Origin of the sequence: Microbacterium capsulatum (assembly GCF_030865425.1) — a bacterium.
In the GTDB taxonomy this organism is placed as follows: domain Bacteria; phylum Actinomycetota; class Actinomycetes; order Actinomycetales; family Microbacteriaceae; genus Microbacterium; species Microbacterium capsulatum.
Genome location: NZ_JAVFCB010000006.1, coordinates 200,109 through 225,337 on the forward strand (window position 1 = coordinate 200,109; position 25,229 = coordinate 225,337).

21 protein-coding genes are annotated in these 25,229 nt (G+C 72.1%); 12 read left to right on the top strand and 9 right to left on the bottom strand.

Annotated features, from left to right (window positions below):
* Positions 1-27: 27 nt before the first annotated feature.
* Entirely contained in the window at positions 28-2,235 is a 2,208-nt protein-coding gene (locus RBR11_RS12070) for a RecQ family ATP-dependent DNA helicase (RefSeq protein WP_308489596.1), read from the bottom strand.
* Positions 2,236-2,309: 74 nt separating this feature from the next.
* Between RBR11_RS12070 and RBR11_RS12075 the strand changes: the two genes are divergently transcribed.
* The 3 genes from RBR11_RS12075 (at position 2,310) to RBR11_RS12085 (ending at position 6,374) form a co-directional block, all read left to right on the top strand.
* On the top strand, positions 2,310-2,729 hold the full coding sequence (locus RBR11_RS12075) for a pilus assembly protein CpaE (RefSeq protein ID WP_308489597.1): 420 nt from the start codon (positions 2,310-2,312) through the stop codon (positions 2,727-2,729).
* Positions 2,730-2,798: 69 nt separating this feature from the next.
* Positions 2,799-4,322 (top strand): ATP-dependent DNA ligase, encoded by a 1,524-nt coding sequence (locus RBR11_RS12080; RefSeq protein ID WP_308489598.1) that lies wholly within the window; start codon positions 2,799-2,801, stop codon positions 4,320-4,322.
* A 405-nt stretch (positions 4,323-4,727) separates the two neighbouring features.
* Entirely contained in the window at positions 4,728-6,374 is a 1,647-nt protein-coding gene (locus RBR11_RS12085) for a thiamine pyrophosphate-binding protein (protein ID WP_308489599.1), read from the top strand.
* Positions 6,375-6,524: 150 nt separating this feature from the next.
* On the opposite strand, the gene RBR11_RS12090 is transcribed toward RBR11_RS12085, so the two are convergent.
* The 6 genes from RBR11_RS12090 to RBR11_RS12115 all read right to left on the bottom strand — a co-directional run bounded on the left by RBR11_RS12090 (position 6,525) and on the right by RBR11_RS12115 (position 11,286).
* Positions 6,525-7,316 carry an urease accessory protein UreD gene (locus RBR11_RS12090; RefSeq protein ID WP_308489600.1) on the bottom strand — a complete coding sequence of 264 codons (792 nt, stop codon included), beginning with the start codon at positions 7,314-7,316 and terminating at the stop codon, positions 6,525-6,527.
* A 14-nt stretch (positions 7,317-7,330) separates the two neighbouring features.
* Entirely contained in the window at positions 7,331-8,143 is an 813-nt protein-coding gene (gene ureG / locus RBR11_RS12095) for an urease accessory protein UreG (RefSeq protein WP_308489659.1), read from the bottom strand.
* A 22-nt stretch (positions 8,144-8,165) separates the two neighbouring features.
* Complete coding sequence (locus RBR11_RS12100) at positions 8,166-8,816, bottom strand: urease accessory protein UreF (protein WP_308489660.1); 651 nt, start codon at positions 8,814-8,816, stop codon at positions 8,166-8,168.
* Between the two features lie 110 nt (positions 8,817-8,926).
* Positions 8,927-10,630 (bottom strand): urease subunit alpha, encoded by a 1,704-nt coding sequence (locus tag RBR11_RS12105; protein WP_308489601.1) that lies wholly within the window; start codon positions 10,628-10,630, stop codon positions 8,927-8,929.
* Between the two features lies 1 nt (position 10,631).
* Positions 10,632-10,973 carry an urease subunit beta gene (gene ureB, locus RBR11_RS12110; protein WP_308489602.1) on the bottom strand — a complete coding sequence of 114 codons (342 nt, stop codon included), beginning with the start codon at positions 10,971-10,973 and terminating at the stop codon, positions 10,632-10,634.
* A 10-nt stretch (positions 10,974-10,983) separates the two neighbouring features.
* Positions 10,984-11,286 (bottom strand): urease subunit gamma, encoded by a 303-nt coding sequence (locus RBR11_RS12115; RefSeq protein ID WP_308489603.1) that lies wholly within the window; start codon positions 11,284-11,286, stop codon positions 10,984-10,986.
* A 141-nt stretch (positions 11,287-11,427) separates the two neighbouring features.
* Between RBR11_RS12115 and RBR11_RS12120 the strand changes: the two genes are divergently transcribed.
* Positions 11,428-12,318, top strand: a complete 891-nt coding sequence (locus tag RBR11_RS12120) for a PhzF family phenazine biosynthesis protein (RefSeq protein ID WP_308489604.1) — start codon at positions 11,428-11,430, stop codon at positions 12,316-12,318.
* Between the two features lie 170 nt (positions 12,319-12,488).
* Here RBR11_RS12120 and RBR11_RS12125 read toward each other — a convergent pair whose 3' ends face one another.
* Positions 12,489-14,357 (bottom strand): FAD-dependent monooxygenase, encoded by a 1,869-nt coding sequence (locus RBR11_RS12125; RefSeq protein WP_308489605.1) that lies wholly within the window; start codon positions 14,355-14,357, stop codon positions 12,489-12,491.
* Positions 14,358-14,503: 146 nt separating this feature from the next.
* Between RBR11_RS12125 and RBR11_RS12130 the strand changes: the two genes are divergently transcribed.
* On the top strand, positions 14,504-15,202 hold the full coding sequence (locus RBR11_RS12130) for an IclR family transcriptional regulator (protein ID WP_308489606.1): 699 nt from the start codon (positions 14,504-14,506) through the stop codon (positions 15,200-15,202).
* A gap of 412 nt (positions 15,203-15,614) precedes the next feature.
* Here the strand turns inward: RBR11_RS12130 and RBR11_RS12135 are convergent, their stop codons facing one another.
* Positions 15,615-16,997: an MFS transporter gene (locus RBR11_RS12135; RefSeq protein WP_308489607.1), complete on the bottom strand. Its 1,383-nt coding sequence runs from the start codon at positions 16,995-16,997 to the stop codon at positions 15,615-15,617.
* A 186-nt stretch (positions 16,998-17,183) separates the two neighbouring features.
* Here RBR11_RS12135 and RBR11_RS12140 point away from each other — a divergent pair, with 186 nt between their 5' ends.
* From RBR11_RS12140 to RBR11_RS12170, 7 genes are all read left to right on the top strand, one after another.
* Positions 17,184-18,716, top strand: a complete 1,533-nt coding sequence (locus RBR11_RS12140; RefSeq protein WP_308489608.1) for a fumarylacetoacetate hydrolase family protein — start codon at positions 17,184-17,186, stop codon at positions 18,714-18,716.
* On the top strand, positions 18,713-19,396 hold the full coding sequence (locus tag RBR11_RS12145) for a GntR family transcriptional regulator (RefSeq protein WP_308489609.1): 684 nt from the start codon (positions 18,713-18,715) through the stop codon (positions 19,394-19,396). Before RBR11_RS12140 ends, RBR11_RS12145 begins: the two co-directional genes overlap by 4 nt.
* A 54-nt stretch (positions 19,397-19,450) precedes the next feature.
* Positions 19,451-20,989: an aldehyde dehydrogenase gene (locus tag RBR11_RS12150; protein ID WP_308489610.1), complete on the top strand. Its 1,539-nt coding sequence runs from the start codon at positions 19,451-19,453 to the stop codon at positions 20,987-20,989.
* Positions 20,990-21,120: 131 nt separating this feature from the next.
* Positions 21,121-22,296 (top strand): 3,4-dihydroxyphenylacetate 2,3-dioxygenase, encoded by a 1,176-nt coding sequence (gene hpaD / locus RBR11_RS12155; protein WP_308489611.1) that lies wholly within the window; start codon positions 21,121-21,123, stop codon positions 22,294-22,296.
* A 150-nt stretch (positions 22,297-22,446) separates the two neighbouring features.
* The gene (locus RBR11_RS12160) at positions 22,447-23,232 is read left to right on the top strand and encodes a 2-keto-4-pentenoate hydratase (protein ID WP_308489612.1); all 786 of its coding nucleotides are present in this window, start codon (positions 22,447-22,449) and stop codon (positions 23,230-23,232) included.
* A complete protein-coding gene (locus tag RBR11_RS12165) occupies positions 23,217-24,020 on the top strand; it encodes an HpcH/HpaI aldolase family protein (protein ID WP_308489613.1) in 804 nt (267 codons plus the stop codon). The genes RBR11_RS12160 and RBR11_RS12165 overlap by 16 nt, the downstream gene beginning before the upstream one ends.
* A gap of 285 nt (positions 24,021-24,305) precedes the next feature.
* Positions 24,306-25,151 carry an endonuclease domain-containing protein gene (locus RBR11_RS12170; RefSeq protein ID WP_308489614.1) on the top strand — a complete coding sequence of 282 codons (846 nt, stop codon included), beginning with the start codon at positions 24,306-24,308 and terminating at the stop codon, positions 25,149-25,151.
* Positions 25,152-25,229 lie beyond the last annotated feature (78 nt).

Genomic DNA, 25,229 nt, shown 5'->3' on the forward strand with positions numbered 1-25,229 from the left:
CCACGGGTGCTCCCGCGGGCGACCGGGTCAGCCGCGCAGCGCGAGCGCGAACGGAAGGACGGCCGTCGCGCCGGCCGCGCGGAGCACGCGCGCGCCGACCGTGAGCGTCCACCGGCTGTCGGCCAGATCGTCCACGAGGAGCACGGGCCCTGCCGGGACGTCGAGGCCCGCCGCGGTGAAGCGGTCCCAGATCCCGGCGAGGCGGAAGGCGCTGTTCCCGCTCGGCTGTCCGCCGGGCCGGCCGCCCGCGGATCCGAGCTCGCCGAGATACGGCAGCCGCCCGATCTCGGCGATGCCCTGCGCGAGCGACGAGACGAGAAGGGGCCGCGAGCGCGACGGCATCGACACGACCGCGACGGGGCGCTCGTCCCAGCCCCATTCGGCGAGCACGCGCACGCACGCGTCGCGCACCCGCGGGGGCACCGGCTGGTCCACGGCACCGGCGGCGAAGAGCTCGCGAAGGGTTCCGCCCCAGCCGAGATCCGTGAGGCGCGCGAGCGCCCGCCCCTCGCTCGCCTGCTCGCCGGCCGGGATGCGCCCCTTGACGGGCACGCCGAGCCGGTCCGCGCCTGTCGGCCACTGCCGGCGCGGCTCGATCGGGACACCGACCCGGTCGAGGGACGCGGTGGCGGCGGCGCTCGCGGCGGATCCGACCTCGGTCGGGAACCAGACGCCGGCGCAGTTGTCGCACCGCCCGCACGGCGCCGCGGTGTCGTCGTCGAGCGAGCGCTGCAGGAACTCCATCCGGCACGCGCCGCTGCGCTCGTAGTCGATCATGTGCTGCTGCTCGGCGAGACGCTCCGCGGCGATGCGCGAATAGCGCTCCGCGTCGTAGACCCACGGCGCGCCCGTGGCGACCCATCCGCCCTGCACGCGACGCACGGCCCCGTCGACGTCGAGCACCTTGAGCAGCAGCTCGAGCGGCGTGCGCCGGATGTCGACCACGGCCTCGAGCGCGGGCGTCGACATCGGCGCGTCGCCGAGCGCGGCGATGACCCGCTCGGCGCGCTCGCGGTCGGGCATCGATGTCGTGGCGAAGTAGTGCCAGATGTCGCGGTCCTCCGCCCCCGGCAGCAGCAGCACGTCCGCGCTCTCGCTCGCCCGGCCCGCACGCCCGACCTGCTGGTAGTAGGCGACGGGCGAGGACGGCGCGCCCAGGTGCAGCACGAAGCCGAGATCTGGCTTGTCGAAGCCCATGCCGAGCGCGCTCGTCGCCACCAGCGCCTTCACCTCGTTGCGCTTGAGCATGCCCTCCGACTCCGCGCGCTCGTCGGGGTCGGTCTGCCCGGTGTACGCGCGCACCTCATGCCCGCGCTCGCGGAGCAGGCGCGCCGTGTCGACCGCCGCGGCGACGGTGAGCGTGTAGATGATGCCGGATCCGGGCAGTGCGTCGAGATGGCTGAGCAGCCAGGCCAGCCGGCTCGCGGAGTCGGGCAGGCGCAGCACGCCGAGGCGCAGGGAGGAGCGTGCGAGCGGACCGCGGATCGTGAGCACCGCGGATCCGTCCCTCTCGGCCGCCTCCCGCGCTTCCGGGCTGGCGAGCGCGCCGAGCCTTCCTGCCTCGCGTGCGTCCTCGCCTGCGCCGGCGAGCGCGCCGAGCTGCTCGGCGACGTCGGCGACGACCCTGCTGTTCGCCGTCGCGGTCGTGGCGAGCACCGGCACCGCGGCGGGCATCTGCGCGATGAGGTCGCGCAGGCGCCGGTAGTCGGGGCGGAAGTCGTGCCCCCAGTCGCTGATGCAGTGCGCCTCGTCGACCACGAGCATGCCGATGCGGCGCACGAGCGCCGGCAGCTGCTCCTCGCGGAACGACGGATTGTTCAGCCGCTCCGGTGAGACCAGCAGCACGTCGACCTCGTCGTGGTCGAGCCGGTCGAGCACGTCGCCCCACTCGTGCGGGTTGGTGGAGTTGATCGCGACCGCCCGTACTCCCGCGCGCTCGGCGGCCGCGATCTGATCGCGCATGAGCGCCAGCAGGGGTGAGACGAGCACGGTGGGGCCGGCGCCCGCACGACGGAGCAGCAGGGTCGCGACGAAGTACACCGCCGACTTCCCCCAGCCGGTGCGCTGCACGACGAGCGCCCGGCGCCGCCCCGCGACGAGGGCCTCGATCGCCTCGTACTGCCCGTCGTGGAAATCCGCGTCCGGACGGCCCACGAGCTCGCGCAGCGCGCCCAGGGCGTCGTCCCGGATGCCGGCGGCCGCTGCGTTCGACGTCACAGCTCCACCCTGCCGCATGCCGCCGACATCGATCGATGCCTCCCGCCGACGGGTGTTCGCACAATAGGCTCGACCGACGAACAGGGGGTGGCATGATCACGCGCGAACTCGCTCTCGCGCTGCGGGACGCCGGCCTCGTCTGGCATCCCGCCGAGGGCGACCGCTTCCAGCTCGACCTCCCGGACGACGTCGAGCTCGAGGCCGAGGCCGACGTCTTCACGATCAGCGGGATGACGATCGAGGCGCGGCGCACTCCGAGCGGCACGATCCTCTCGTTCAACGGCACGACCGAGTGGGCGCTCGACGCGGTGATGATCGGCGATGCGGTGTGGCTGCCGCGCGAGGACCAGCTCCGGGATCTGCTGCGCCGGACCTTCCGCAGCCTCGTCCGCCTCGATGACGCGTTCCGGGTCGAGATCGAGATCCGCGGTGAGCGGCTCGTGTTCGAGCACCCGGATCCGTCCGAGGCCTACGGGCAGGCGCTGCTCGCGCTCGTGTCGCGGTCGCGCTGAGCGGGTCCGGATCGGGATCCGGACCCTCCCTCCCGCCGCGATGTCGGAGGCCGGTGCGAGAATGCGGGGATGAGGCTCCACGAGCTCGTCACCGCGACCGGGGAGGCCGCCGCCACCTCGTCGCGGCTGGCCAAGATCGATGCGCTCGCGCGACTGCTGCGCAGCGCTTCGCGGGATGAGATCGTCCCCCTGGTCGGGCTGCTCCTCGCCTCACCGCGGCAGGGCCGGCTCGGCGTCGGCTGGCGCGGGATCACCGCGATCGAGGCCGCACCGGCGAGCGAGGCGACGCTGACGATCGAGGACGTCGACGCGGCGTTGGACGACCTCGCGGGCACGGCCGGATCCGGCTCCGCGGCCGCGCGCACCGCGCTGCTGACCGGCCTTGCGGCTCGGGCGACGGCCGAGGAGTGGGACTTCCTGGCCCGGGCGATGCTGGGCGAGCTGCGCACGGGTGCGCTGGCCGGAGTGCTGCTCGACGCGATCGCCCGTGCCTCGGATCGCCCTCCGGCCGCCGTCCGCCGGGCGGCGATGCTCTCCGGCGACCTCGGCGAGACCGCGCTGATCGCGCTCACCGGCACCCCGCAGGAGCTGGACGCGGTCGGCCTCGTGGTCGGCCGGCCGGTGCTGCCGATGCTCGCCGCGACCGCCGCGACCCCGACCGCGGCACTCGAGATCACCGGCGAGGCCTCGGTCGAGTACAAGCTCGACGGCGCGCGGATCCAGGTGCACCGGCACGGCGACGAGGTCGGCGTCTTCACACGCAGTCTCGCCGACGTCACGCACCGGCTGCCCGAGATCGTCGAGATCGTGCGGGCCCTCCCCGCGCACGACCTCATCCTCGACGGCGAGACGCTCTCGCTCGACGAGGACGGGGGCCCGCGGCCGTTCCAGGAGACGATGTCACGGTTCGGCGCCGACGTGGCCCGCGAGCTGGTCCTGCGGCCGTGGTTCTTCGACCTGCTGCACGTCGACGGCCGCGACCTCATCGACGAGCCGCTCGCCGTCCGGCTGGCCGAGCTCGACCGGGTCGCCGGCGCGTGGCGGATGCCCGGCGTCGTGACGGACGACCCGGACGCGGCCGAGCGGCTCTCCCGGGAGGCTCTCACCGCCGGGCACGAGGGCGTCGTCGTCAAGGCGATCGACGCGCCCTACGCCGCGGGCCGGCGCGGGAAGTCGTGGGTCAAGGTCAAGCCGGTGCTCACCTACGACCTCGTCGTGCTCGGCGCCGAATGGGGGTCCGGCCGGCGCCGCGGCTGGCTGTCGAATCTGCACCTCGGCGCTCGGGACCCCGACGGCGAGTTCGGCGAACCCGGCGGGTTCGTCATGGTCGGCAAGACCTTCAAGGGCCTCACCGACGAGCTGCTGCGCTGGCAGACCGAGACCTTCCCCGCGCACGAGGCGGACCGTACGGAGTGGGCGGTGCACCTGCGCCCGGAGCTCGTCGTCGAGATCGCGATCGACGGCGTGCAGCGCTCGCCCCGCTACCCGGGCGGGATCGCGCTGCGCTTCGCCCGGGTGAAGCACTACCGGCCCGACAAGACCGCGGCCGAGGCCGACACCATCCAGACCCTGCGCGCGCTGCTGCGGGGCTGAGCCCGCCGGATTCCCGGACTTCGCCCCGCAAGCGCCACCGCGGGCCGAAAGCGCACCCACGGGACGCAAGCGCGCCCGGCCCGAAGACATTCGCAAGCTCGGAGATGTGCAGCCTGTTCTGACAGATCCGGCGAATCCGTCCGAAGATCGCGTACAACTCCGAGCGATCAGCTCGCACACGACGGTCGGCCGGGCCCCGCCACCGTCGCCCACCGGCCTTCCCCTGCGGCCGACCGTCGATAGAATGAACGCGTCCGGCGCCCCGCGCGTCACCCGCTCCCGTGCGCCGGTGCTCGAAAAAGGGGCACGAAGCCCGCAGCGCACGACGCCGAAGACGGCGGCGGCACGCTCCGGCGAGACACATACGGATCCTTCTTCCGTTGTCGTCTCGAAAGGACGTTTCGCATGCCCTCCGTCTCCGCGCACGTCGCGCTCACCCTCGCCCAGCACATCGACGCCGTCTTCGGCGTGATGGGCAACGGCAACGCCTACTTCCTCGACGCGATCGAGAAGCAGACCGACTCCGCCTTCACCGCCGTCCGGCACGAGCAGGGCGCGGTCGTCGCGGCCGACGCCCACTTCCGCGCCTCCGGCCGGATCGCCGCCGCCACGAGCACCTACGGCGCCGGCTTCACGAACACCCTCACCGCCCTCGCCGAATCGGTGCAGGCGCACATCCCGCTCGTCCTCGTCGTCGGCGACGAGCCCACCTCCGGCCCGCGCCCCTGGGACGTCGACCAGATCGCGCTCGCCTCCGGCGTCGGCGCGCGCACGTACACGGTGGGCCGGGCGGACGCCGCGGCGACCACGATCATCGCGATCGAGCACGCGCTGACCTACCGCGTGCCGGTCGTCCTGGCGATCCCCTACGACGTCGCCGCGCTCGAGGCGGGCGAGGTCCCGGTGGCGCCGAAGCCGCGCGTCCCCGCGCCGCTCGAGGCGAAGGGCGAGTTCGCCGAGGGCATGCTGGACCGGATCGCCGCGGCGCTGCGCTCCGCGAAGCGTCCGGTCCTGCTCGCGGGCCGCGGTGCGTGGCTCGCCGGCGCGGGCGAGGCCCTCGGCGCGCTGGCCGAGGCCACGGGCGCCCTCACCTCCTCCTCCGCGCTCGGTCGCGGGGTCTTCCCGGACGCGCGGTACGACCTCGGCGTGACCGGCGGCTTCGGCGCCGAGGGCGCCATGGACCTCATCCGCACCGCCGACGTCGCGGTCGTGTTCGGCGCCTCGCTGAACCAGTTCACGATGCGCTTCGGCGCGCTGTTCGCGCCGGACACGCAGGTGTTCCAGATCGACGTCGCACCCGCCGCGACCCATGCGCACGTGGGCGGCTTCGTCCGCGCCGACGCCCGGATCGCCGCCGAGGCGCTGGTGTCGCGGCTCGTCGGGAACGCCGGATCCGGCTGGCGCGAGAGCGTCGACGTCGCCGCCGCGCGCGCCTACGAGCCCGGCGACGAGCTCGCCGCGGACGGCCGCCTCGACCCGCGTTCCGCCGCGCGCCGCATCGCCGAGCTGCTGCCGGAGGACCGCGTCGTCGTCTCGGACGGCGGGCACTTCATCGGCTGGGCGAACATGTACTGGCCGGTGGCGTCTCCCGACCGGATGATGATGATCGGCACGGCGTTCCAGGCGATCGGCCAGGGCTGGCCGAGCGTCGTGGGCGCCGCTCGCGCGCGGCCCGAGGCCACGGTCGTGCTCACCTCGGGCGACGGCGGAGGCCTGATGGCGATCGCCGACCTGGAGTCCGCGGTGCGCTCCGCCGGCGGCCGCGGCGTCGCCGTGATCTGGAACGACGCCGCGTACGGCGCCGAGGTCAACCTCTACGGCCTCAAGGGCCTCGCCCGCGAGCCCATGCTCATCCCGCAGGTCGACTTCGCCGCGTTCGCCGGCGCGGTCGGCGCCGAGGGCATCGTCGTGCGCACGCTCGCCGACCTCGACCGCCTCAGGACCTGGGCGCAGGAGGATCCGATCACCCGGCGCTTCCTCGTGCTGGACCTGCGGATCTCCGGCGACGTCATCGCGCCCTACCAGCAGGAGATCATCCGGGTGAACTCCTGACGGGCCCGCGCCCGCCTCGGAAAACGGAGAGCTCCGTCGGCGTGTCGCTCTCTGGCGGGAACGACACGCCGCCGATCCGTCTCCCCCTCTCCGTTTTCCGACGGTAGGCGGGCGGCCGGACGGGCGGACGGACAGGAGCACCCCTCGGGCTCAGGACGGGCGGGGCAAGGCGGCGGGGATTCCGAGGGGTCCGGCCCGACGCGGCAGAGGCCGAGGCGATCCCGTCCCCGCGGCGACCGCGCGCCAGGCCCGCCAGGTCTCCGGCAGCGGGGACAGATGGGTCTCGGCTCCGAGGAACCGGACCAGGCTGCCCTCCCCCTCCAGCTGGAGGACGGGAAGACCCGGCGCGCCGGACTCCGCTGGCTCGTCGTCCGCCCGCCGCCCGTAGAGCGCGATCGCGTCGAGTACGCGGTGCTCGCCGAGCACGCCGGGGGTCCCCTCGCCGCCGCCGATCCGAAGCTCCTCGACGAGGAGCGGCCGGCCCTCGGCGACGACGCGCGACCGGTTCGTCAGCCGTCCGCCGGTCTCACCGTGCCGGCCGAGCACGAGCGTCTCCCGCAGGCACGCCACCGCCCCCGCACCGAGCCGGATCCGCGACTCCCGCGTCACATCGGATCCGTCGGCGGCGATGAACGGCAGCCCGGCCCAGAGCAGCCTCGCCCCGGCTTCGACGACGATGTCGGCGGTCCAGGACGACGCCCGCCCGTCCGCGTCGTAGGCGACGGTGCCGCCGACGTCCTCGAGCTCGAGCGTGCAGCCCTCCCCCACGTGGATCTCCACGCGCACGTGATCGCCGCCGAGCAGCAGGGCGCCGCCCGCGACGAGCACGACCCTGGCGCGGTCCGCACCCCGCTCCACGGCCCGGGGCGCGAGGTGCCCGGTCCGCAGGTCGAGGGCGGCCCGGTCGGGGCGCCGCTCGATGCGCACGACGGTGGTCTGCATGGGTGCTTCGGCGGTCAGTGCGCGTGCGGGGCGTGCCCGACGTGGTCGGATCCGGCGTGGTCGGGTTCGGCATGGTCGTGCGAGTGCGCCGCGCCGGCCTCGCCGTGGCTGTGCACGTACCCGCCGTTCTCGTCGGCGTGGAAGTGCGGCGCCATCGGGCCTGGATCCTGCGGGGCGTGCTCCCCGGCCCGGTGCGCGGCGAGCAGCGTCCGCACCCAGTCCGCGAGCCGGGCGACCGAGTCCGCGTCGTGGCGGGACAGCGCGAGCACCGCGCCGCCCTCCCGCGCGTGCTCGGCGTCGGCGACCATCTGGGCGACGTCGACCTCGACATAGGGCGCGAGATCGGTCTTGTTGACGACCAGCAGATCGGCGCGGGCGATCCCGGGCCCGCCCTTGCGCGCGACGTCGCCGCCGCCTGCGACGTCGAGCACGAAGATCTGCGCGTCCACGAGCGCCGGCGAGAAGGTCGCCGTGAGGTTGTCGCCGCCGCTCTCCACGAGCACGACGTCGAGCGGGGAGAAGTCGCGCTCGAGGTCCTCGACGGCGAGGAGGTTCATCGTGACGTCGTCGCGGATCGCGGTGTGCGGGCACGCGCCGGTCTCGACGGCCCGGATCCGCTCGGGATCCAGCACCCCTGCGGAGCGCAGGAAGCGAGCATCCTCGTCGGTGTAGATGTCGTTCGTGATCACGCCCAGGCGCAGCTCGTCGGCGAGGGTGCGGCAGATCGTCGCGATAAGCGAGCTCTTGCCGGTGCCGACGGGCCCGGCGACGCCGAGACGGAGGGAACGGGCGGGCCCCTCGACCGGCTGCTGAGCCTGTCGAAGCACGGGGACCGATGTGACGGGGTTCTCAGGCACGGAACAACCTCCGGGTCGTGGCGGCGTGGGATTCTGCCCACTCCTCCGATTGCGGGCAGCCGTTCGCCGGGATGGCGGACGGCTCGGTGATCTCGGTCAGGCGGGCCACGCGCGGCTCGGCCGCGGCGCACGCCTCGAACGCCCACGATGCGGTGACCAGCGGATCCATCGGCGCGAGTTTGAGGAGAGCGGCGACCACGGCCTGCGCCTCGTCGTAGAGGACGAGGCGGACGGCGGCGTCCGCGGGCATGCCGGTGGCGGCGGCGACCGCGCCGACGACGACGCCCCTCGAGGGCGCGATCGGTGCGAGGAAGGCGAGGAACGCGCTCGGCCACACCGCCCCCGCCATCCGCTGCAATCCGCGGGCGAGCAGCCGCGAGGACGCGCGCTGCGCCGGGCTCGGCGTCCGAGCCGCCCACTCGTCCTCGATCTCGGCGACCGCCGACGCCCACTCCGCCGGATCCCGCTCGAGCGCCACGGCCCGCGTCACCACCGCGACCGCGGCCTCGATCTCGGCGACCGTGCGCAGCCGGCCGTGCAGGTAGGCCCTGGCCCGGTCGGCCGGCATCCCGCCCTGCAGCGCAGGCTCGAGGCCGCCCGAGTTCACGAGTCCGCCGATCGGGGTCCGCGAGTCCGCGAGCATGAGCGCCACGACGGGCCAGTGTTTGTCAGCCTCGGGCCGGCCGGGCCGGTGCCTGTCGGCCTCGGGCCGGCCGGGCCGGGCAGCAGATTCCGCATCCATGGTCACGCCGCTCAGAACATCGTGTAGAGCTGGGCGAGGGGCAGGACCGACACCGGGGCCGGCTCCACGCGCTCGCCGTCGATCGAGATGTCGAAGGTGTCCGGCCGGATGTCGATCGCGGGCAGGGCGTCGTTATTGCGCATCTGCGCCTTGCCGACGCCGCGGGTCGCAGCGAGCGGCAGCAGCCGCCGGCGCAGCCCGAGCCGCCCGGCGAGACCGTCGTCGAGGGCGGCCGGCGAGACGAAGGTCACGGAGCGCTCCGCCCCGATCGCGTCGCCGAACGCGGGGCGCATCAGCACCGGCTGCGGGGTCGGGATCGACGCGTTCGGATCGCCGAGCGCCGCCCACGCGATCGTGCCGCCCTTGATCACGAGCGACGGACGGATCCCGAAGAACCGTGGATCCCAGAGCACCAGGTCCGCCAGCCTGCCCGGCTCGACGGATCCGATCTCGTGATCCACCCCGTGCGCGATCGCCGGGTTGATCGTGTACTTCGCGACGTACCGGCGGGCCCGGTCGTTGTCGGCCCGCTCCGATGCGGAGAGCTTGCCGCGGCGCGCCTTCATCACGTGCGCGACCTGCCAGGTGCGCGCGATGACCTCGCCGATCCGCCCCATCGCCTGCGCGTCGGAGGAGGTGATCGAGATCGCGCCGAGGTCGTGCAGCACGTCCTCCGCCGCGATCGTGGTGGCCCGGATCCGGGACTCCGCGAACGCGAGGTCCTCGGGCACGGAGGGGTTCAGGTGGTGGCACACCATGAGCATGTCGAGGTGTTCGGCGACCGTGTTGACCGTGTGCGGCAGGGTCGGGTTCGTGGATCCGGGGATCACGTGCGGCAGCCCGGCGAGGCGCAGGATGTCCGGCGCGTGCCCGCCGCCCGCACCCTCGACGTGGAAGGCGTGGATCGACCGCCCGCCGATCGCGGCGATCGTGCTCTCCACGAAGCCCGATTCGTTGAGCGAGTCGGAGTGCAGCGCGACCTGCAGCCCGTGCTCGTCGGCGGCGCGCAGCGCGGCGTCGATCGCGGCGGGTGTGGACCCCCAGTCCTCGTGCACCTTGTAGCCGGCGGCCCCGGCGAGCGCCTGCTCGCGAAGCCCCTCGGCCGAGACCGTATTGCCCTTGCCGAGCAGCAGCACATTGACCGGCAGGGCGTCGAGAGCCCGGTGCATCCGCTCGAGGTGCCAGGCGCCCGGGGTGACGGTCGTGGCCTTGGATCCCTCGGACGGCCCCGTTCCACCGCCGACGATCGTCGTGATGCCGGTCGCAAGCGCCTCGTGGATCTGCGACGGCGAGAGCAGGTGCACGTGCGAATCGATCGCGCCGGCGGTGAGGATCCGGCCCTCGCCGGAGATCACGTCGGTCGACGGGCCGATGCGCAGGTCGGGATGCACGCCGTCCGCGATGTCGGGGTTGCCGGCCCGACCGAGGGCGACGATCCGCCCGTCCCGGATGCCGACATCGGCGCGGATGATCCCCCACCAGTCCAGCACGACGACGTTGGTGATAACGGTGTCGGGTGCGCCCTCGCGGCGGGTCGTGGTGCCCTGCGCCATGGACTCGCGGATCGACTTGCCGCCGCCGAACACGGCCTCCTCGCCGCCGAACGTGCGATCCTCCTCGATCTCGATCCAGAGGTCGGTGTCGGCGAGGCGCAGCTGGTCGCCGACCGTCGGTCCGTACAGGGCCGCGTAGGCGGCGCGGGAGATCTCGACCATGTCAGCGCCCCTCTGCCGGAGAGGGCACGGGGCGGATCGCGATGCCGGGGACCCGGCGGGCGCCGCGCAGGGCGACCGCGGCGAGCTCGCGGCTCGCCCCCGGTTCGAAACGCTGCGACGTGCCCGAGGGGATGTCGAGCCGGAAGCCCTGCGCGCGCTCCCGGTCGAACTCGAGCGCCGGGTTCACGTCGGGGAGGTGGATGTGCGAGCCGATCTGGATCGGCCGGTCGCCGGTGTTGCGGAAGACCAGGACGATCCGCTCGTCGGGGCCGCGATCCGCATTCAGTACGTGCACGCCCTCGGCGACGCGGATCGCGCCGGGGCCGTTCGCTCCTGCCAGCATGCGGGCTCCTTCAGGCGATCGGGTCGTGGATCGTGACGAGCTTGCGGCCGTCGGGGAACATCGCCTCGACCTGCACGTCGGGGATCATCTCGGCGACGCCGTCCATCACCTGGTCCCGGGTGAGCACGCGCCGGCCCTCGGCCATGAGGTCGCTGACGAGGGCGCCCTCGCGGGCCCGCTCGACGACCCAGGTGGCGAGCAGGGCGACGGCCTCGGGGTGATTCAGGCGCACGCCGCGGGACAGCCGGTCGCGGGCGACCATGCCGGCGACCGCGAGCAGCAGCTTCTCCGTGTCGGACGGGGTCAGGTTCATCGGCGTGCCTCTCCGCGACCAGTATCTTCAGGCCGCGTCACCGGCCCGTTTCTGCCATGTGTCCAGTGTGTTTCCTGGGTCTGGGGATCGTCTAGGTCTCCGGCCCGCCCCGCGCGGGATCCGCAGCCCTAGGCTCGAGCCATGACCGCCGCGCCCGCACCCGAGATCCTCCGCTACGCCGCCTTCGCCGCCTCGCCGGACGGCGGCAACCCGGCCGGGATCGTCCTCGATGCCGGGGCGCTCGACGACGCCGGGATGCTGCGGATCGCGGCGGAGATCGGCTACCCGGAGACCGCGTTCCTGCTCGGCCGCGAGGACGGCGACGGATCCGGCGACGGATCCGCCGATAGCGACCGGCGCTACCGGATCCGGTACTGGTCGCCCGCCGCGGAGGTCCCGTTCTGCGGGCACGCCACGGTGGCCACCGCCGTCGTGCTCGCCGAGCGCGAGGGGCCCGGCGCGATGGTCTTCGACACCCCGGTCGGCGAGATCGCCCTCACCGCGACCACGACGGCGGAGGGCACCGCGGTCGCGTTCACGAGCGTCGAGCCGGCGCAGCGGGAGCTGGATCCGGACGTCCTCGCCCGCCTGCTCGACCTGCTGGGGCTCGTCCCCGAGGACCTGGACCCCGCCTACCCGCCCCGGGAGTCGTTCGCCGGCAACTGGCACCCCGTGCTCGTGCTGCACGACGCCACGGTCTTCCACCAGTTCCGCTTCGCCCCGGCTCCGGTCGCGGCGCTGATGCGCGAGCGGGGCTGGACCGGCACCGTCACGGTGCTGCACGCGGTCGGCGACGGCGAGCTGCTCGCGCGCAACCTCTTCCCGGTCGGCCGGATCACCGAGGATCCCGCGACGGGCTCGGCGGCCGCCTCGACGGGCGCCTACCTGCGCGGGATCGACCGCGTTCCCGCCGACCGCACCGTGCGGATCCACCAGGGCGCGCACGTCGGCCGCCCGAGCCTGCTCACGGTGAGGATCCCGGAGTCCGGCGGCATCGTCGTCTCCGGCGGCGCGACGCCGATCCCCGGCTGAGACCCGGGTCTCTCCCCGTTCTCCGGCTCCTCACCCAGACCTGCGCCTCCGACCGTGTCCCACTTTCGGTCGTGATCTGCCCTGTTTCAGAGCAGAAAGTGGGACACGGTACGGAGAAAACGGGACACACGGTACGGAGAAGACGGGACACGGTCGGTGGCGGCGTGACCTCACGCCTCCAGGAACGCGCCCTCGAGGAACGCGCCGAGCTCGTCCACCGCTCCCAGCGGCAGGATCGCGGCGACGTACTGGTCGGGCCGGACGATCACGACGACGCCGTCGCGGGACAGGCCGCGGTCGGCGAAGATGTCCGCGGCGGTCCACTTCGACGGGCCGGCGGCGTACACCTTCTCCCAGTCGGTCAGCCCGAGCGGTCCGGTCTTCGGCTGGAACAGTGCCGGTGCGGTCGTGACGTCGAGTTCCTCGTACGACTGCTGGTAGATCGCCTTCACGTCGAACACCGCGTCCACGTCGCCGGCTGCCGGGGTGTACCGGGCGAACAGCGGTGCGGTCCGGGCCGCCCAGTCGTTCAGCCCCGCACCCGAGGCATCGCCGAACGCGTACACGCGCCAGCGCCCGTCGGCGCGGGCGTGGTGGCCGAGGTGCACGACGTTGCCGTCGCCGACCCGCACGACCTCGGCGCTCTTGAACCGCTTGCCGAGCGGGAAGCCCGTCGCAAGATCCTGGTGCGCCTCGGATCCGATGATCATCGACGACGTGTACCGGGTCATGAACCCGGACGGGAACTCGGCCGTGGCCAGGTAGTAGGTCGCGAGCTCCTGCGGGTCGGAGATCTCCTCGGGCTTGCGGGCCATCAGCGACGACCACTCCCGGTCGAAGTCGATGAGCTGCTGCGCGACCGGGTGCCGCTCCGAGCCGTAGGTAGACAGGAGCTCCTGCGGGCTGCGGCCGGTGAGCACGGATCCGAGCTTCCAGCCGAGGTTGAAGCCGTCCTGCATGGACACGTTCATGCCCTGGCCGGCCTTCGCGCTGTGCGTGTGGCAGGCGTCCCCGGTCAGGAACACGCGCGGGTGGCGCGTCACGTCCTCGTCGACGTCGTCGAAGCCGTCGGTGATCCGGTGGCCGACCTCGTAGACGCTGTGCCAGGCGACCTGCTTCACGTCGATCGAGTACGGGTGCAGGATCTCGTTGGCCTTCGCGATGACGGCCTCGATCGGGGTGTGCTTGACCTGGCGGTTGTCCCCCGCGGCGACCTCGCCGAGGTCGATGTACATCCGGCTGAGGTAGCCGCCCTCGCGCGGGATGTGCAGGATGTTGCCGGCCTCGGCGTTGATCGCGCACTTGGTGCGCCAGTCCGGGAAGTCGGTGTTCACGAGCACGTCCATGACGCCCCAGGCGTGCGCGGCCATCTCGCCGACGTGCTTGCGGCCGATCGCCTCGCGCACACCGCTGCGCGCGCCGTCGCAGCCGACCACGTACTTCGCGCGGATGGTGCGCTCCTCGCCCGCGCGCTCACCCGCGACGTAGCGGACCTGCACCTCGACCGGGTACTCGCCCTCGTCGTGGATCGTGAGCCCGGCGAACTCCACCCCGTAGTCGGGCCGGATCCGTCCGGGGCCGTCGGCCGCGGCCTCGGCGAAGTAGTCGAGCACGCGCGCCTGGTTCACGATGAGGTGCGGGAACTCGCAGATGTCGTAGGCGTAGTCGGCCGTGCGGGCGGTGCGGATGATGTTCTGCTTGTTCTCCGGGTCGGGCCCCCAGAAGTTCATCCAGCCGATGTTGTACGCCTCGGCCATGATCCGCTCGGCGAAGCCGAACGCCTGGAACGTCTCGACGCTGCGCGGCTGGATGCCGTCGGCCTGGCCGAGCACGAGCCGGCCGTCGCGGCGCTCGATGATGCGCGTACTGAGGCCCGGGTACTGCGACATCTGCGCGGCGAGGAGCATACCGGCGGGGCCGGATCCGACGATGAGGACGTCCATCTCGTCGGGGAGCTCGGCGGGCCGGTCGATACCGGTGCCGTCGGCGGGGAGCACCCGCGGGTCGTGGGAGACGTATCCGTGGTGGTGGAACTGCATCGTCGTCGATTCCTTCCTGACGGCGCCGTCGGGTTCTGTTGCGCTTCGCTCCGCTGTGTTCTATATTCGAACACAACGTTCTACTATTGAACACAGACTATCCGAGGTCGCGTGCGCGATCAAGATCGAGACCCCGAGGAGGATCCATGGCGGAGGCGCCGGCATCGCAGACCCTCAGTCGCGGGGTCCGGATCCTGGAGATCCTCGCCGACGCCCGCGGCCCGCTCTCGATCGACGACGTCGCCGGACGGCTCGGTGTGCACCGCTCGATCGCCTACCGCCTCGTGCGCACACTCGAGGACCACCGTCTCGTCGGGCGGGACGCCGCCGGGCTCGTCGCGCTCGGGCCGCGCATGGCCGCGCTCGCGGCCGGGGTCGCGTACGACCTGCAGGCCGAGGCCCTCCCCGAGCTCACCGCGGTCGCGAACGAGCTCGGCATGACCTGCTTCCTCGCAGTCCTCGACGGCGACGAGTGCATCACCCTGGTCAGCGTCGAGCCGCGGCACACGGTCGCGAGCGTCGCCCAGCGCCCCGGCGCCCGGCACCCCGTCGTCGTCGGGGCCCCGGGCAAGGCGATCCTCGCGCAGCTGCCGGACGCGGGGTGGCCGGAGGGGGCCCCGGACCCGCTGCACGCCGAGGTCGCCCTCGTCCGCGCCAACGGTTACGCGACGAGCCACGACGAGGTCATCCCGACCGTGCAGTCCGTGGCCGTGCCACTCGCCCTGCGCGCCCAGCGCCCCGCCGCGATCGCCGTCGTGCACGTCGCGACGAGCCGCACGAACGCGGAGATCGCCACCCGCCTGCAGCATTCCGCCACGACGATCCGCGAGGCCCTCGGGGCCTGAGCCCACCCACCCGTGGCGCTGAGCGAGGACCCCATCCCCCGGAGTGGTTGGCGAGGACCCCATCCCCCGGGGTCGTTGAGCGAGGACGCCGGAGGCGACCGAGACGAAACGCGGCGATCCGCCGGAGACCGCGTTTCGTCTCGCTCCGACTCCGCCGGAGACCGCGTTTCGTCTCCCTCCGACTCCGCCGGAGACCGCGTTTCGTCTCGCTCCGACTCCGTCGGTGCTCGCTCAACGACCCCGGGGAAGCTCGCTCAACGACCCCGGGGAGGCCTGCTCAAAGACCCCGGGGAGGCCTGCTCAACGACCCCGAGGGAGCCTGATCTACGACCCCGGGGAGGCCTGCTCAACGAACCCCGAGGGAGCCTGATCTACGACCCCGGGGGAGCCCGATCAACGGCCCGCACCGGGATCAGACCTTCGACATCCCCCGGATCGGGCTGACCGCCTGTTCCGCCTCGGCCTCGGGGCCGAGCGGGATGCCGCTGCGGTCGCGCAGCAGCAGGGTCGCGAGCAGGCCGATCGCCGTCATACCGGCGAGGTACCAGGTGATGCCGACCGTCGAGTGCGTGTTCTGGAAGATCGCCTGCGCGATGAGCGGGGCGAACGCGCCGCCGAGGATCGCGCCGATCGCGTACGAGATCGAGACGCCGGAGAAGCGGATCGACGCGGGGAACAGCTCGGCGTACAGCGCCGCCTGCGGCCCGTAGGTGAGCCCGAGCCCGACCGTCAGGATCACGAGCGCCGCGGCCAGCGAGCCGGTGGTCGCCATGTCCGTCAGAGGGAACAGCAGCACCACGCCGACGAGCTGCAGGATCCAGCCGATGACGTACGTCGTGCGCCGGCCCAGGCGGTCGGACAGCCAGCCGCCGAGCCCGGTGAAGATCAGCCAGGTGACGCCGGAGAGCGCGACCACCCAGAACACCGGGCCCGTGCCCAGCTTGACCGGGCCGGCAGGATCCGTCGCGTAGTGCTGCACGTAGCCGCCGGTCGTCATGTACCCGACGGCGTTGTTGCCGGCGAAGACGAGCGCGGCGACGATCACCAGCAGCAGGTGGTGACGCAGCAGCTGCACGATCGGCATCCGCGTCTCCTCCTTGCGCTCGGAGATCTCGGTGAACACCGGGCTCTCCGACACCCGGCGGCGCACCCAGTAGCCGACGCCGATCAGCACGATCGAGAGCAGGAACGGCACGCGCCAGCCCCACGCGTCGAACGCCGCGCCCGGGGCGATCTGCGCCATCAGCGCGAGCACCATCGAGGCGAGCAGCAGGCCGATCGGCACGCCGATCTGCGGCGCGGCGCCGAACAGTCCGCGCTTCTTCCGCGGCGCGTGCTCGACGGCCATCAGCACCGCCCCGCCCCACTCTCCGCCGGCCGAGACGCCCTGCACGACGCGCAGGAGGATGAGCAGGATCGGCGCCCACACGCCGATCACGGCGTGCGTGGGCAGCAGGCCGACGAGCGTGGTCGAGGCGCCCATGAGCAGCAGTGTGATCACGAGCATCGGGCGGCGGCCGAGCTTGTCGCCGAAGTGCCCGGCGAGGAACGCGCCGAGCGGACGGAACAGGAAGCTCACGCCGACGCTGAAGAACGACACGATCTGCGCGAAGTCCTTGCCCATCGGCTGGAAGAACAGGTTGGCGAACACGACCCCGGCCGCGAACGCGTAGATGAAGAAGTCGTACCACTCGACGGTGGTGCCGATGACGGTGGCGACGACCACGCGGCGCCGGTCGATCGACGAGGCGATGGTGCCGGTGGGGGTGAAGCCCGGTGAGGATTCCGCGGACATGCTGTCTCCTTTGCGTGCGACGACGTTGTCGGCCCGCGGTCTCGGATCCGCCCCGCCTGCGTCGAGGCGGCGATCGAACGGATCCGGATCCGGTGCTTGCCGGGCCCGTTGAGATAATATACGATTTCGGATACGACGCCGACGACTCCGGTCCGAGGCACCCGAAAGCGCGAGGAGGCGCCGTCCATGACCGATCCGTCCGTACCGATCCCCCGGCCCGGCAAGATCATCGCCATCCACCTCAACTACCGCTCCCGCGCGGACCAGCGCGGACGCACCCCCGCCGCCCCCTCCTACTTCTTCAAGCCGTCCTCGTCGCTGGCGGGCACCGACGCCGTCGTCGAGCGCCCCGCCGGCACCGAGCTGCTCGCCTTCGAGGGCGAGATCGCGCTCGTGATCGGCACGGCCGCCCGGCACGTGCGCGTCGAGGACGCCTGGTCGCACGTCGCCTGGGTGACCGCGGCGAACGACCTCGGCCTGTACGACCTGCGCGCGAACGACAAGGGATCCAACGTCCGCTCCAAGGGCGGCGACGGCTACACGCCCCTCGGGCCCGAGCTCATCGAGGCCGCCACGGTCGACCCGACGCAGCTGCGGGTGCGCGCCTGGGTGAACGGCGACCTGCGCCAGGACGACGAGACCTCCGGGCTGCTCTTCCCGCTCCCCCAGCTCGTCGCCGACCTGTCGCAGCACTTCACGCTCGAACCCGGTGATGTGATCCTCACCGGTACGCCGGCGGGATCCAGCGTGATCGTCCCCGGCGACGTCGTCGTGATCGAGGTGGACGCCCCGACGGTGCACGGCAATCCGTCGTCCGGTGGGCTGCGCACCACGGTCTCGCAGGGATCCGTGGCCTTCGACCCGGCGCTCGGCTCGCTGCCGGCGGTCGACGACCTGCAGCGCGCCGAAGCCTGGGGTTCGCGCGAGGAGGCGGGCCTCGCGGATGAGGCGCCTGCCGAAGAGTCGGGGGGCCCTTCGGCAGGCTCCGGCCGGGGCGGGCTCTCCGCCGGGCTGCGCGCCAAGCTCGAGGCCGCGCCCACCGCGGGCCTGTCCGCCCAGCTGCGCAAGCGCGGGCTGCACTCCTGCTTCATCGACGGCGTCTCGGCCAATCTGCCCGGCACCAAGATCGTCGGTACCGCCAAGACGCTGCGCTTCGTCCCCGCCCGCGAGGACCTGTTCCAGAGCCACGGCGGCGGCTACAACGCCCAGAAGCGCGCGTTCGACGCGGTGGACGAGGGCGAGATCATCGTGATCGAGGCCCGTGGCGAGGCCGGCACCGGCACGCTCGGCGACATCCTCGCCCTGCGCGCGAAGGCCCGCGGCGCGGCCGGCGTCGTCACCGACGGCGGCGTGCGCGACTTCGACGCGGTCGCCGAGATCGGACTGCCCGTGTTCTCGCAGGGCGCGCACCCCTCGGTGCTCGGTCGCCGGCACGTCCCGTGGGACGTCGACGTGACGATCGCCTGCGGCGGCGCGGCCGTGCAGCCGGGCGACGTGATCGTGGGCGACGGCGACGGCGTGATCGTCATCCCCGCGGCCCTCGCCGAGGAGGTCGCCGACGCCGCCCTCGCCCAGGAGGAGGAGGACGCCTGGATCGCCGATCAGGTGACCGCCGGGCACCGGGTCGACGGGCTGTTCCCGATGAACGCCGAGTGGCGCGCGAAGTACGACGCCGCGAAAGGCTCGGGCTCTTCGCAGGGCTCGGTGACCGGCGCATGACCACAGCCCTCGCCGCGAGCAAGTCGGAGCAGGCGTACGCCTGGATCCGCTCCCGCATCGCCTCGCAGGCCTTCGGGCCCGGCTTCCGCCTCGTGCTCGGTCCGATCGCGGACGAGCTGGGCATGAGCGTGGTGCCCGTGCGCGAGGCGATCCGCCGGCTCGAGGCCGAAGGGCTGGTGACGTTCGAACGCAACGTCGGCGCCCGCGTCTCGCTCGTCGACGAGAGCGAGTACGCGCACACGATGCAGACGCTCGGGCTCGTCGAGGGCGCGGCCACCGCGCTCAGCGCCCCCTTCCTCGACGAGGACGCGCTCGTCCGCGCCGAGGAGATCAACGCGCGGATGATCCGGCTGCTGGACAGCTTCGACGCGCACCGGTTCACCGAGCTGAACCGGCAGTTCCACTCCGTGCTGTACGAGCCCTGCCCGAATCCGCACGTGCTGGACCTCGTGCACCGGGGTTGGGCGCGCCTGAGCGGGATCCGCGACTCCACGTTCGCGTTCGTGCCCGGCCGCGCCGGCCACTCCGTCGAGGAGCACGTGCAGATCCTCGACCTCATCCGCACCGGGGCCGATCCGCTCGAGATCGAACTCGCCGCCCGCAACCACCGCTGGCGCACGATGGACGCGTTCCTCGCCGCCCGCCACCCCGAGACCGCCCTGCAGACCCCTCTCCGCTGACCTCTCTCCGCTGACCTCTCTCCGCTGACCATCCGACGACATCGAAGGACGATGATGACTGAATCCCAGACTCCCGCCGACCTGCCCGCCAAGCTGCTGCACTACATCGACGGCGAGTTCGTCGATTCGATCGACGGCGACACGTTCGACGTGCTCGAGCCCGTGTCGAACCAGACGTACGTGCAGGCCGCGTCCGCTCGCGAGGCCGACGTCGACCGTGCGGTCGCCGCCGCCAAGCGCGCGTTCGACGAGGGTCCGTGGCCGCGCATGCTCCCCCGTGAGCGCTCGCGCGTGCTGCACCGGATCGCCGACATCGTGGAATCGCGCGACGCCCGCCTCGCCGAGCTCGAGGCCTTCGACTCCGGTCTGCCGATCACGCAGGCCCTCGGCCAGGCCCGCCGCGCCGCCGAGAACTTCCGCTTCTTCGCCGACCTCATCGTCGCCCAGGTGGACAACGCGTTCAAGGTCCCCGGCAGCCAGATGAACTACGTCAACCGCAAGCCGATCGGCGTCGCCGGCCTCATCACGCCGTGGAACGTGCCGTTCATGCAGGAGTCGTGGAAGCTCGCCCCGGCGATCGCCACGGGCAACACGGTCGTCCTGAAGCCCGCGAGCTACACCCCGCTGTCCGCGGTGCTGTGGCCGGAGATCTTCCGCGAGGCGGGCCTGCCCGACGGCGTCTTCAACCTGATCTTCGGATCCGGCGGCGTCGCGGGCGACCACCTCGTCCGTCACCCCGACGTGCCGATCATCTCGTTCACCGGCGACAGCTCGACCGGCGCGACGATCTCGACCGCCGCGGCCCCGCAGTTCAAGAGCCTCTCGCTCGAGCTGGGCGGCAAGAGCCCGGCCGTCGTCTTCGCCGACGCCGACCTCGAGTCGGCCCTCGACGCCACCGTGTTCGGCGTGTTCAGCCTGAACGGCGAGCGCTGCACGGCCGGATCGCGCGTGCTCGTCGAGCGCAGCATCTACGACGACTTCATCGCCCGGTTCGCCGAGCGCGCGAAGAAGATCGTCGTGGGCCTGCCGGGCGACCACCGCACCGAGGTCGGCGCGCTCGTGCACCCGAACCACTTCGAGAAGGTCATGAGCTACATCGAGATCGGCAAGGGCGAGGGCCGTCTGCTCGCCGGCGGCGGCCGCCCCGAGGGCTTCCCCACCGGCAACTACGTCGCCCCGACCGTCTTCGTCGACGTCGCGCCCGACGCGCGGATCTTCCAGGAGGAGATCTTCGGCCCGGTCGTCGCGATCACCCCCTTCGACACCGAGGAGGAGGCGCTCGCGCTGGCGAACAACACGAAGTACGGCCTCGCCGCGTACCTGTGGACCTCCGACCTGCGCCGCGGGCACAACTTCGCGCAGGGCATCGAGTCGGGCATGGTCTGGCTGAACTCGAACAACGTGCGCGACCTGCGCACCCCGTTCGGCGGCGTGAAGGCGTCGGGTCTCGGGCGCGAGGGCGGCTACCGCTCGATCGACTTCTACACGACCCAACAGTCGGTGCAGATCACGCTGGGGACGGCGCACACGCCGTCCTTCGGCAAGCAGCAGCCGCCGGTCGCGCAGGGCCTGGACGACCCGGACCCCCGCTGACCCGACCCCACTCACCCACCCCGGTCGTTGAGCGAGCGCAGCGAGACGAAACGCGGCGATCCACCGAAGCTGCGTTTCGTCTCGTCGCTTCGCTCCTCGCTCAACGACCGGAAGAAAGCAAGGACGCTGATATGACCAACCGCGCAGACATGACGCTCACCTCCTCCGGCTTCTACGTGTCGCAGGAGGCGCCGATCCACCCCGACAACCCCATCGCCACCCCGACCGCGACGCCGCCGGACGTGCTGCGCTGCGCGTACATGGAGCTCGTCGTCACCGACCTCGCCGCCTCGCGCGTGTTCTACGTCGACGTGCTCGGCCTGTACGTGACCGAGGAGGACGAGGACACGATCTACCTCCGCTCCACCGAGGAGTTCATCCACCACAACCTCGTGCTGCGGCGCGGGCCGATCGCCGCCGTGGCGGCGTTCTCGTACCGCGTGCGCACCCCCGAGGACCTCGACCGCGCGGTCGCCTTCTACACCGAGCTCGGCTGCGACGTGCGCCGCTCCGCGGACGGCTTCGTGAAGGGGATTGGCGACGCGGTGCGCGTCGTGGATCCGCTCGGCTTCCCGTACGAGTTCTTCCACCAGGCCGAGCACGTCGAGCGGATGAGCTGGCGCTACGACCTGCACATCCCCGGCGAACTCGTGCGCCTCGACCACTTCAACCAGGTCACCCCCGACGTGCCGCGCGCCGTGAAGTACATGCAGGATCTCGGCTTCCGGGTCACCGAGGACATCCAGGACGAGGAGGGCACGGTCTACGCCGCGTGGATGCGCCGCAAGCCCACCGTGCACGACACCGCGATGACCGGCGGCGACGGCCCGCGCATGCACCACGTGTGCTTCGCGACCCACGAGAAGCACAACATCCTCGCGATCTGCGACAAGCTCGGGGCGCTGCGCCGCTCCGACGCGATCGAGCGCGGCCCGGGTCGCCACGGCGTGAGCAACGCGTTCTACCTCTACCTGCGCGACCCGGACGGCCACCGCGTCGAGGTGTACACGCAGGACTACTACACCGGCGACCCGGACAACCCGGTCATCACCTGGGACGTGCACGACAATCAGCGCCGCGACTGGTGGGGCAACCCCGTCGTGCCGTCCTGGTACACGGACGCGTCTCTCGTGCTCGACCTGGACGGCAACCCGCAGCCCGTGCTCGCCCGCACCGACACGAGCGAGATGGCGGTCACGATCGGCGCCGACGGGTTCAGCTACACCCGCGCCCCCGAGGACGGCGCCGCCGCCGAGGAGATGCCGGAGTGGAAGCAGGGCGAGTACAAGCTCGGCCACCAGCTCTGAGCCCCTTCGGGGTCCTCTCTCGGGGTCGTTGAGCGAGGACGCCGAAGGCGACCGAGACGAAACGCGGTGATCCGCGGAGAACCGCGTTTCGTCTCACGCCGGCTTCGCCGGTGCTCGCTCAACGACCCCTGACTTCGAGAGGATGTACCCATGCTCCCCGCAGAAACGATCGCCGAGCTCGCCGACGAGCTCGCCGAGGCGGACCGCACGCACGGCGTGATCCCGCGCATCACCGCGCGGCACCCGGAGGCGACCGTCGAGGACTCGTACGCGATCCAGGGCGTCTGGCGCGACCGGCAGGTCGCCGCGGGCCGCCGGCTGGTGGGGCGCAAGATCGGGCTCACCTCGAAGGCGATGCAGCAGGCGACCGGGATCACCGAGCCGGACTACGGCGTCATGTTCGACGACACCGTGTACCCGTCCGGATCCGAGATCCCGACGAGCCACTTCTCGAACGTGCGGATCGAGGTCGAGCTGGCCTTCGTCCTGAAGCAACCGCTCGAAGGCCCCGACTGCACGCTCGAGGACGCGCTCGCCGCGATCGACTACGCCGTACCCGCCCTCGAGGTGCTGAACTCGCACATCGAGCTCGAGGGCCGCACGATCGTCGACACGATCAGCGACAACGCGGCGTACGGCGCGATGGTGCTCGGCACCGTGCACAAGCGCCCGGACGAGATCGACCTGCGCTGGGTGCCCGGGGTGCTCGCCAAGAACGGCGAGATCGAGGAGACCGGGGTCGCCGCCGGCGTCCTCGGCCACCCCGCGACCGGCGTCGCGTGGCTCGCGAACAAGTTCCACCAGCACGGCGCGCGCCTCGAGGCGGGTGAGATCATCCTGGCAGGATCGTTCACGCGCCCGATGTGGGTGTCCGCCGGCGACGAGGTGCTGTGCGACTACGGACCGATGGGAACCATCACATGCCGCTTCGTCTGACCCCCACCTTCCGCGATGTCCTGGCCGGCGCCGACCGCCCCCTGATCGGCATGTGGCTGTGCACCGGCTCGCCGGTCGCGGCCGAGCTCTGCGCCGGGTCGGGCGTGGACTGGCTGCTCATCGACATGGAGCACGCCCCGAACACGCTGCCGTCCGTGCAACTGCAGCTACAGGTCGTCGCCGCTTACCCGGTGACGACCGTGGTGCGGGTGCCGTTCAACGACCCGGTGATCATCAAGCAGGTGCTCGACACCGGCGCGCAGAACCTGCTCGTGCCGATGGTCGGCACCGCCGACGAGGCCGGCGCCGCCGTGTCGGCCGTGCGGTACCCGCCCGAGGGGATCCGCGGGGTTGGATCCGCTCTCGCGCGCTCCGGTCGATGGGGTCGCGTCGCCGGTTACGTGTCCGAGGCGTCGCAGCACGTGTCGCTGCTCGTGCAGATCGAATCGGGCGACGCCGTGGAGCACGCCGCCGAGATCGCCGCGGTCGAGGGCGTGGACGGCGTGCTCGTGGGCCCGGCCGATCTCGCCGCGTCGATGGGCCTGCCCGGTCAGCAGACGCATCCCGACGTGCTCGCCGCGGTCCGCCGCGTGTTCGCCGCGGTCACCGCCGCCGGCAAGAAGGTCGGCGTGAACGCGTTCGACCCGGCCGCCGCCGACGCCTACCTCACCGACGGCGCGCACTTCCTGTCGGCGAGCGCCGACGTGACGATCCTGGCCCGAGGTTCGGAGACCCTGGCGGCCCGGTTCATCCCGGCCGCGCCCGACGGCTCGACCGACACGTACTGAGGTCGGTCTGGGCGTCCCCTTTTCCCGTTTCGAGGAGCGATGTTTGCTCTTGGACTGCGCGTTTGAGAGCAAACATCGCTCCTCGAAAATGGATCTGCAGGCCGCTGCTGTGGATAACTCGGGCGACGGGGAGGGCGCAGAACGCAGAGTAGGGGCATGCCTTCCCATCTCCCCCTGCCCGACGGCCTCGGATCCTCCTTCGCCGTCCGGCTCGCGCGCCGCAACGGAGTCGGAAACGGTCGGCTGCGCGGATCCGATCTACGCGCCCCCTTTCCCGGGGTGCGCGTGCAGACGGATCCCATCGATCTGACAGAGATCGCAGATCCGTATGAGAGACAACGTCAGGCCCGCATCGCGCGCGCCGCGGACTACGCGCCCCGTCTGCACTCGGGACACTTCTTCAGCCATCACACGGCCGCTTCGATCTGGGGAGCGCCCCTCCCGCTCGTTGTCGACGAGCACGGCCGTCCCGCACACGACGCCGACCTCGCTCTGCACGTCTGCGCCCTCGGCTCGGTGCCGCTGCCCCGCGCTGGCGGTGTGACGCGCCACCGCACGCTGCTCAGCATGACGGCGACGACCACGTACAACGGGTTTCGGGTGTCGTCGCCGGCCGCAACCTGGGCCTCGCTCGGGGAGCTGCGGGTGGTCGACATCGTGGCGCTCGGCGACTACTTCTGCCGGCAGTGGAAACCGGGCGCGGGGCGTCGTGATGTCGGCAGGCCACCGCTCGCGACGATCGAAGAACTCGAGGAGCTCATGGAGGCGGGTAGGCGCCGCGGTATCGCGAAGCTGAGAGAGGCGATCGGCCTCATCCGTGTCGATTCCTGGTCGCCGCGAGAGTCCCATCTGCGCTGGCTTCTCGTCGATTCGGGTCTTCCCGAGCCCGAGCTCAACGCCGATGTCTTCGATGAGCACGGCGCCTTCCTCGGTTGCGTCGACTTGGTCTATCCCGCGCAGAAGGTCGCCATCGAGTATCACGGGCTGCAGCATTCGAGTCAGTGGGCGCGCGACGTCGAGCGCGCGAACGCCCTGCGGGCTGCCGGATGGACGGTCATCGAGGTGACCGCATCGCTCCTCAACGACCCGACCGAACTGCTGCGACGGATCCGCGCCGCGTTGGCCCGGTGATCAAGACCTGTTCGAGGAGCGATGTTTGCTCCTATTTCGCCCTTTTGAGAGCAAACATCGCTCCTCGAAACGGATCTA

Bases quoted from the DNA above. Each gene is read 5' to 3' on its own strand.
- RBR11_RS12070 (WP_308489596.1), bottom strand. From the start codon at position 2,235: ATGCGGCAGGGTGGAGCTGTGACGTCGAACGCAGCGGCCGCCGGCATC.
- RBR11_RS12075 (WP_308489597.1), top strand. From the start codon at position 2,310: ATGATCACGCGCGAACTCGCTCTCGCGCTGCGGGACGCCGGCCTCGTC.
- RBR11_RS12080 (WP_308489598.1), top strand. From the start codon at position 2,799: ATGAGGCTCCACGAGCTCGTCACCGCGACCGGGGAGGCCGCCGCCACC.
- RBR11_RS12085 (WP_308489599.1), top strand. From the start codon at position 4,728: ATGCCCTCCGTCTCCGCGCACGTCGCGCTCACCCTCGCCCAGCACATC.
- RBR11_RS12090 (WP_308489600.1), bottom strand. From the start codon at position 7,316: ATGCAGACCACCGTCGTGCGCATCGAGCGGCGCCCCGACCGGGCCGCC.
- RBR11_RS12100 (WP_308489660.1), bottom strand. From the start codon at position 8,816: ATGCTCGCGGACTCGCGGACCCCGATCGGCGGACTCGTGAACTCGGGC.
- RBR11_RS12105 (WP_308489601.1), bottom strand. From the start codon at position 10,630: ATGGTCGAGATCTCCCGCGCCGCCTACGCGGCCCTGTACGGACCGACG.
- ureB (WP_308489602.1), bottom strand. From the start codon at position 10,973: ATGCTGGCAGGAGCGAACGGCCCCGGCGCGATCCGCGTCGCCGAGGGC.
- RBR11_RS12115 (WP_308489603.1), bottom strand. From the start codon at position 11,286: ATGAACCTGACCCCGTCCGACACGGAGAAGCTGCTGCTCGCGGTCGCC.
- RBR11_RS12120 (WP_308489604.1), top strand. From the start codon at position 11,428: ATGACCGCCGCGCCCGCACCCGAGATCCTCCGCTACGCCGCCTTCGCC.
- RBR11_RS12125 (WP_308489605.1), bottom strand. From the start codon at position 14,357: ATGCAGTTCCACCACCACGGATACGTCTCCCACGACCCGCGGGTGCTC.
- RBR11_RS12130 (WP_308489606.1), top strand. From the start codon at position 14,504: ATGGCGGAGGCGCCGGCATCGCAGACCCTCAGTCGCGGGGTCCGGATC.
- RBR11_RS12135 (WP_308489607.1), bottom strand. From the start codon at position 16,997: ATGTCCGCGGAATCCTCACCGGGCTTCACCCCCACCGGCACCATCGCC.
- RBR11_RS12140 (WP_308489608.1), top strand. From the start codon at position 17,184: ATGACCGATCCGTCCGTACCGATCCCCCGGCCCGGCAAGATCATCGCC.
- RBR11_RS12145 (WP_308489609.1), top strand. From the start codon at position 18,713: ATGACCACAGCCCTCGCCGCGAGCAAGTCGGAGCAGGCGTACGCCTGG.
- RBR11_RS12150 (WP_308489610.1), top strand. From the start codon at position 19,451: ATGACTGAATCCCAGACTCCCGCCGACCTGCCCGCCAAGCTGCTGCAC.
- hpaD (WP_308489611.1), top strand. From the start codon at position 21,121: ATGACCAACCGCGCAGACATGACGCTCACCTCCTCCGGCTTCTACGTG.
- RBR11_RS12160 (WP_308489612.1), top strand. From the start codon at position 22,447: ATGCTCCCCGCAGAAACGATCGCCGAGCTCGCCGACGAGCTCGCCGAG.
- RBR11_RS12165 (WP_308489613.1), top strand. From the start codon at position 23,217: ATGCCGCTTCGTCTGACCCCCACCTTCCGCGATGTCCTGGCCGGCGCC.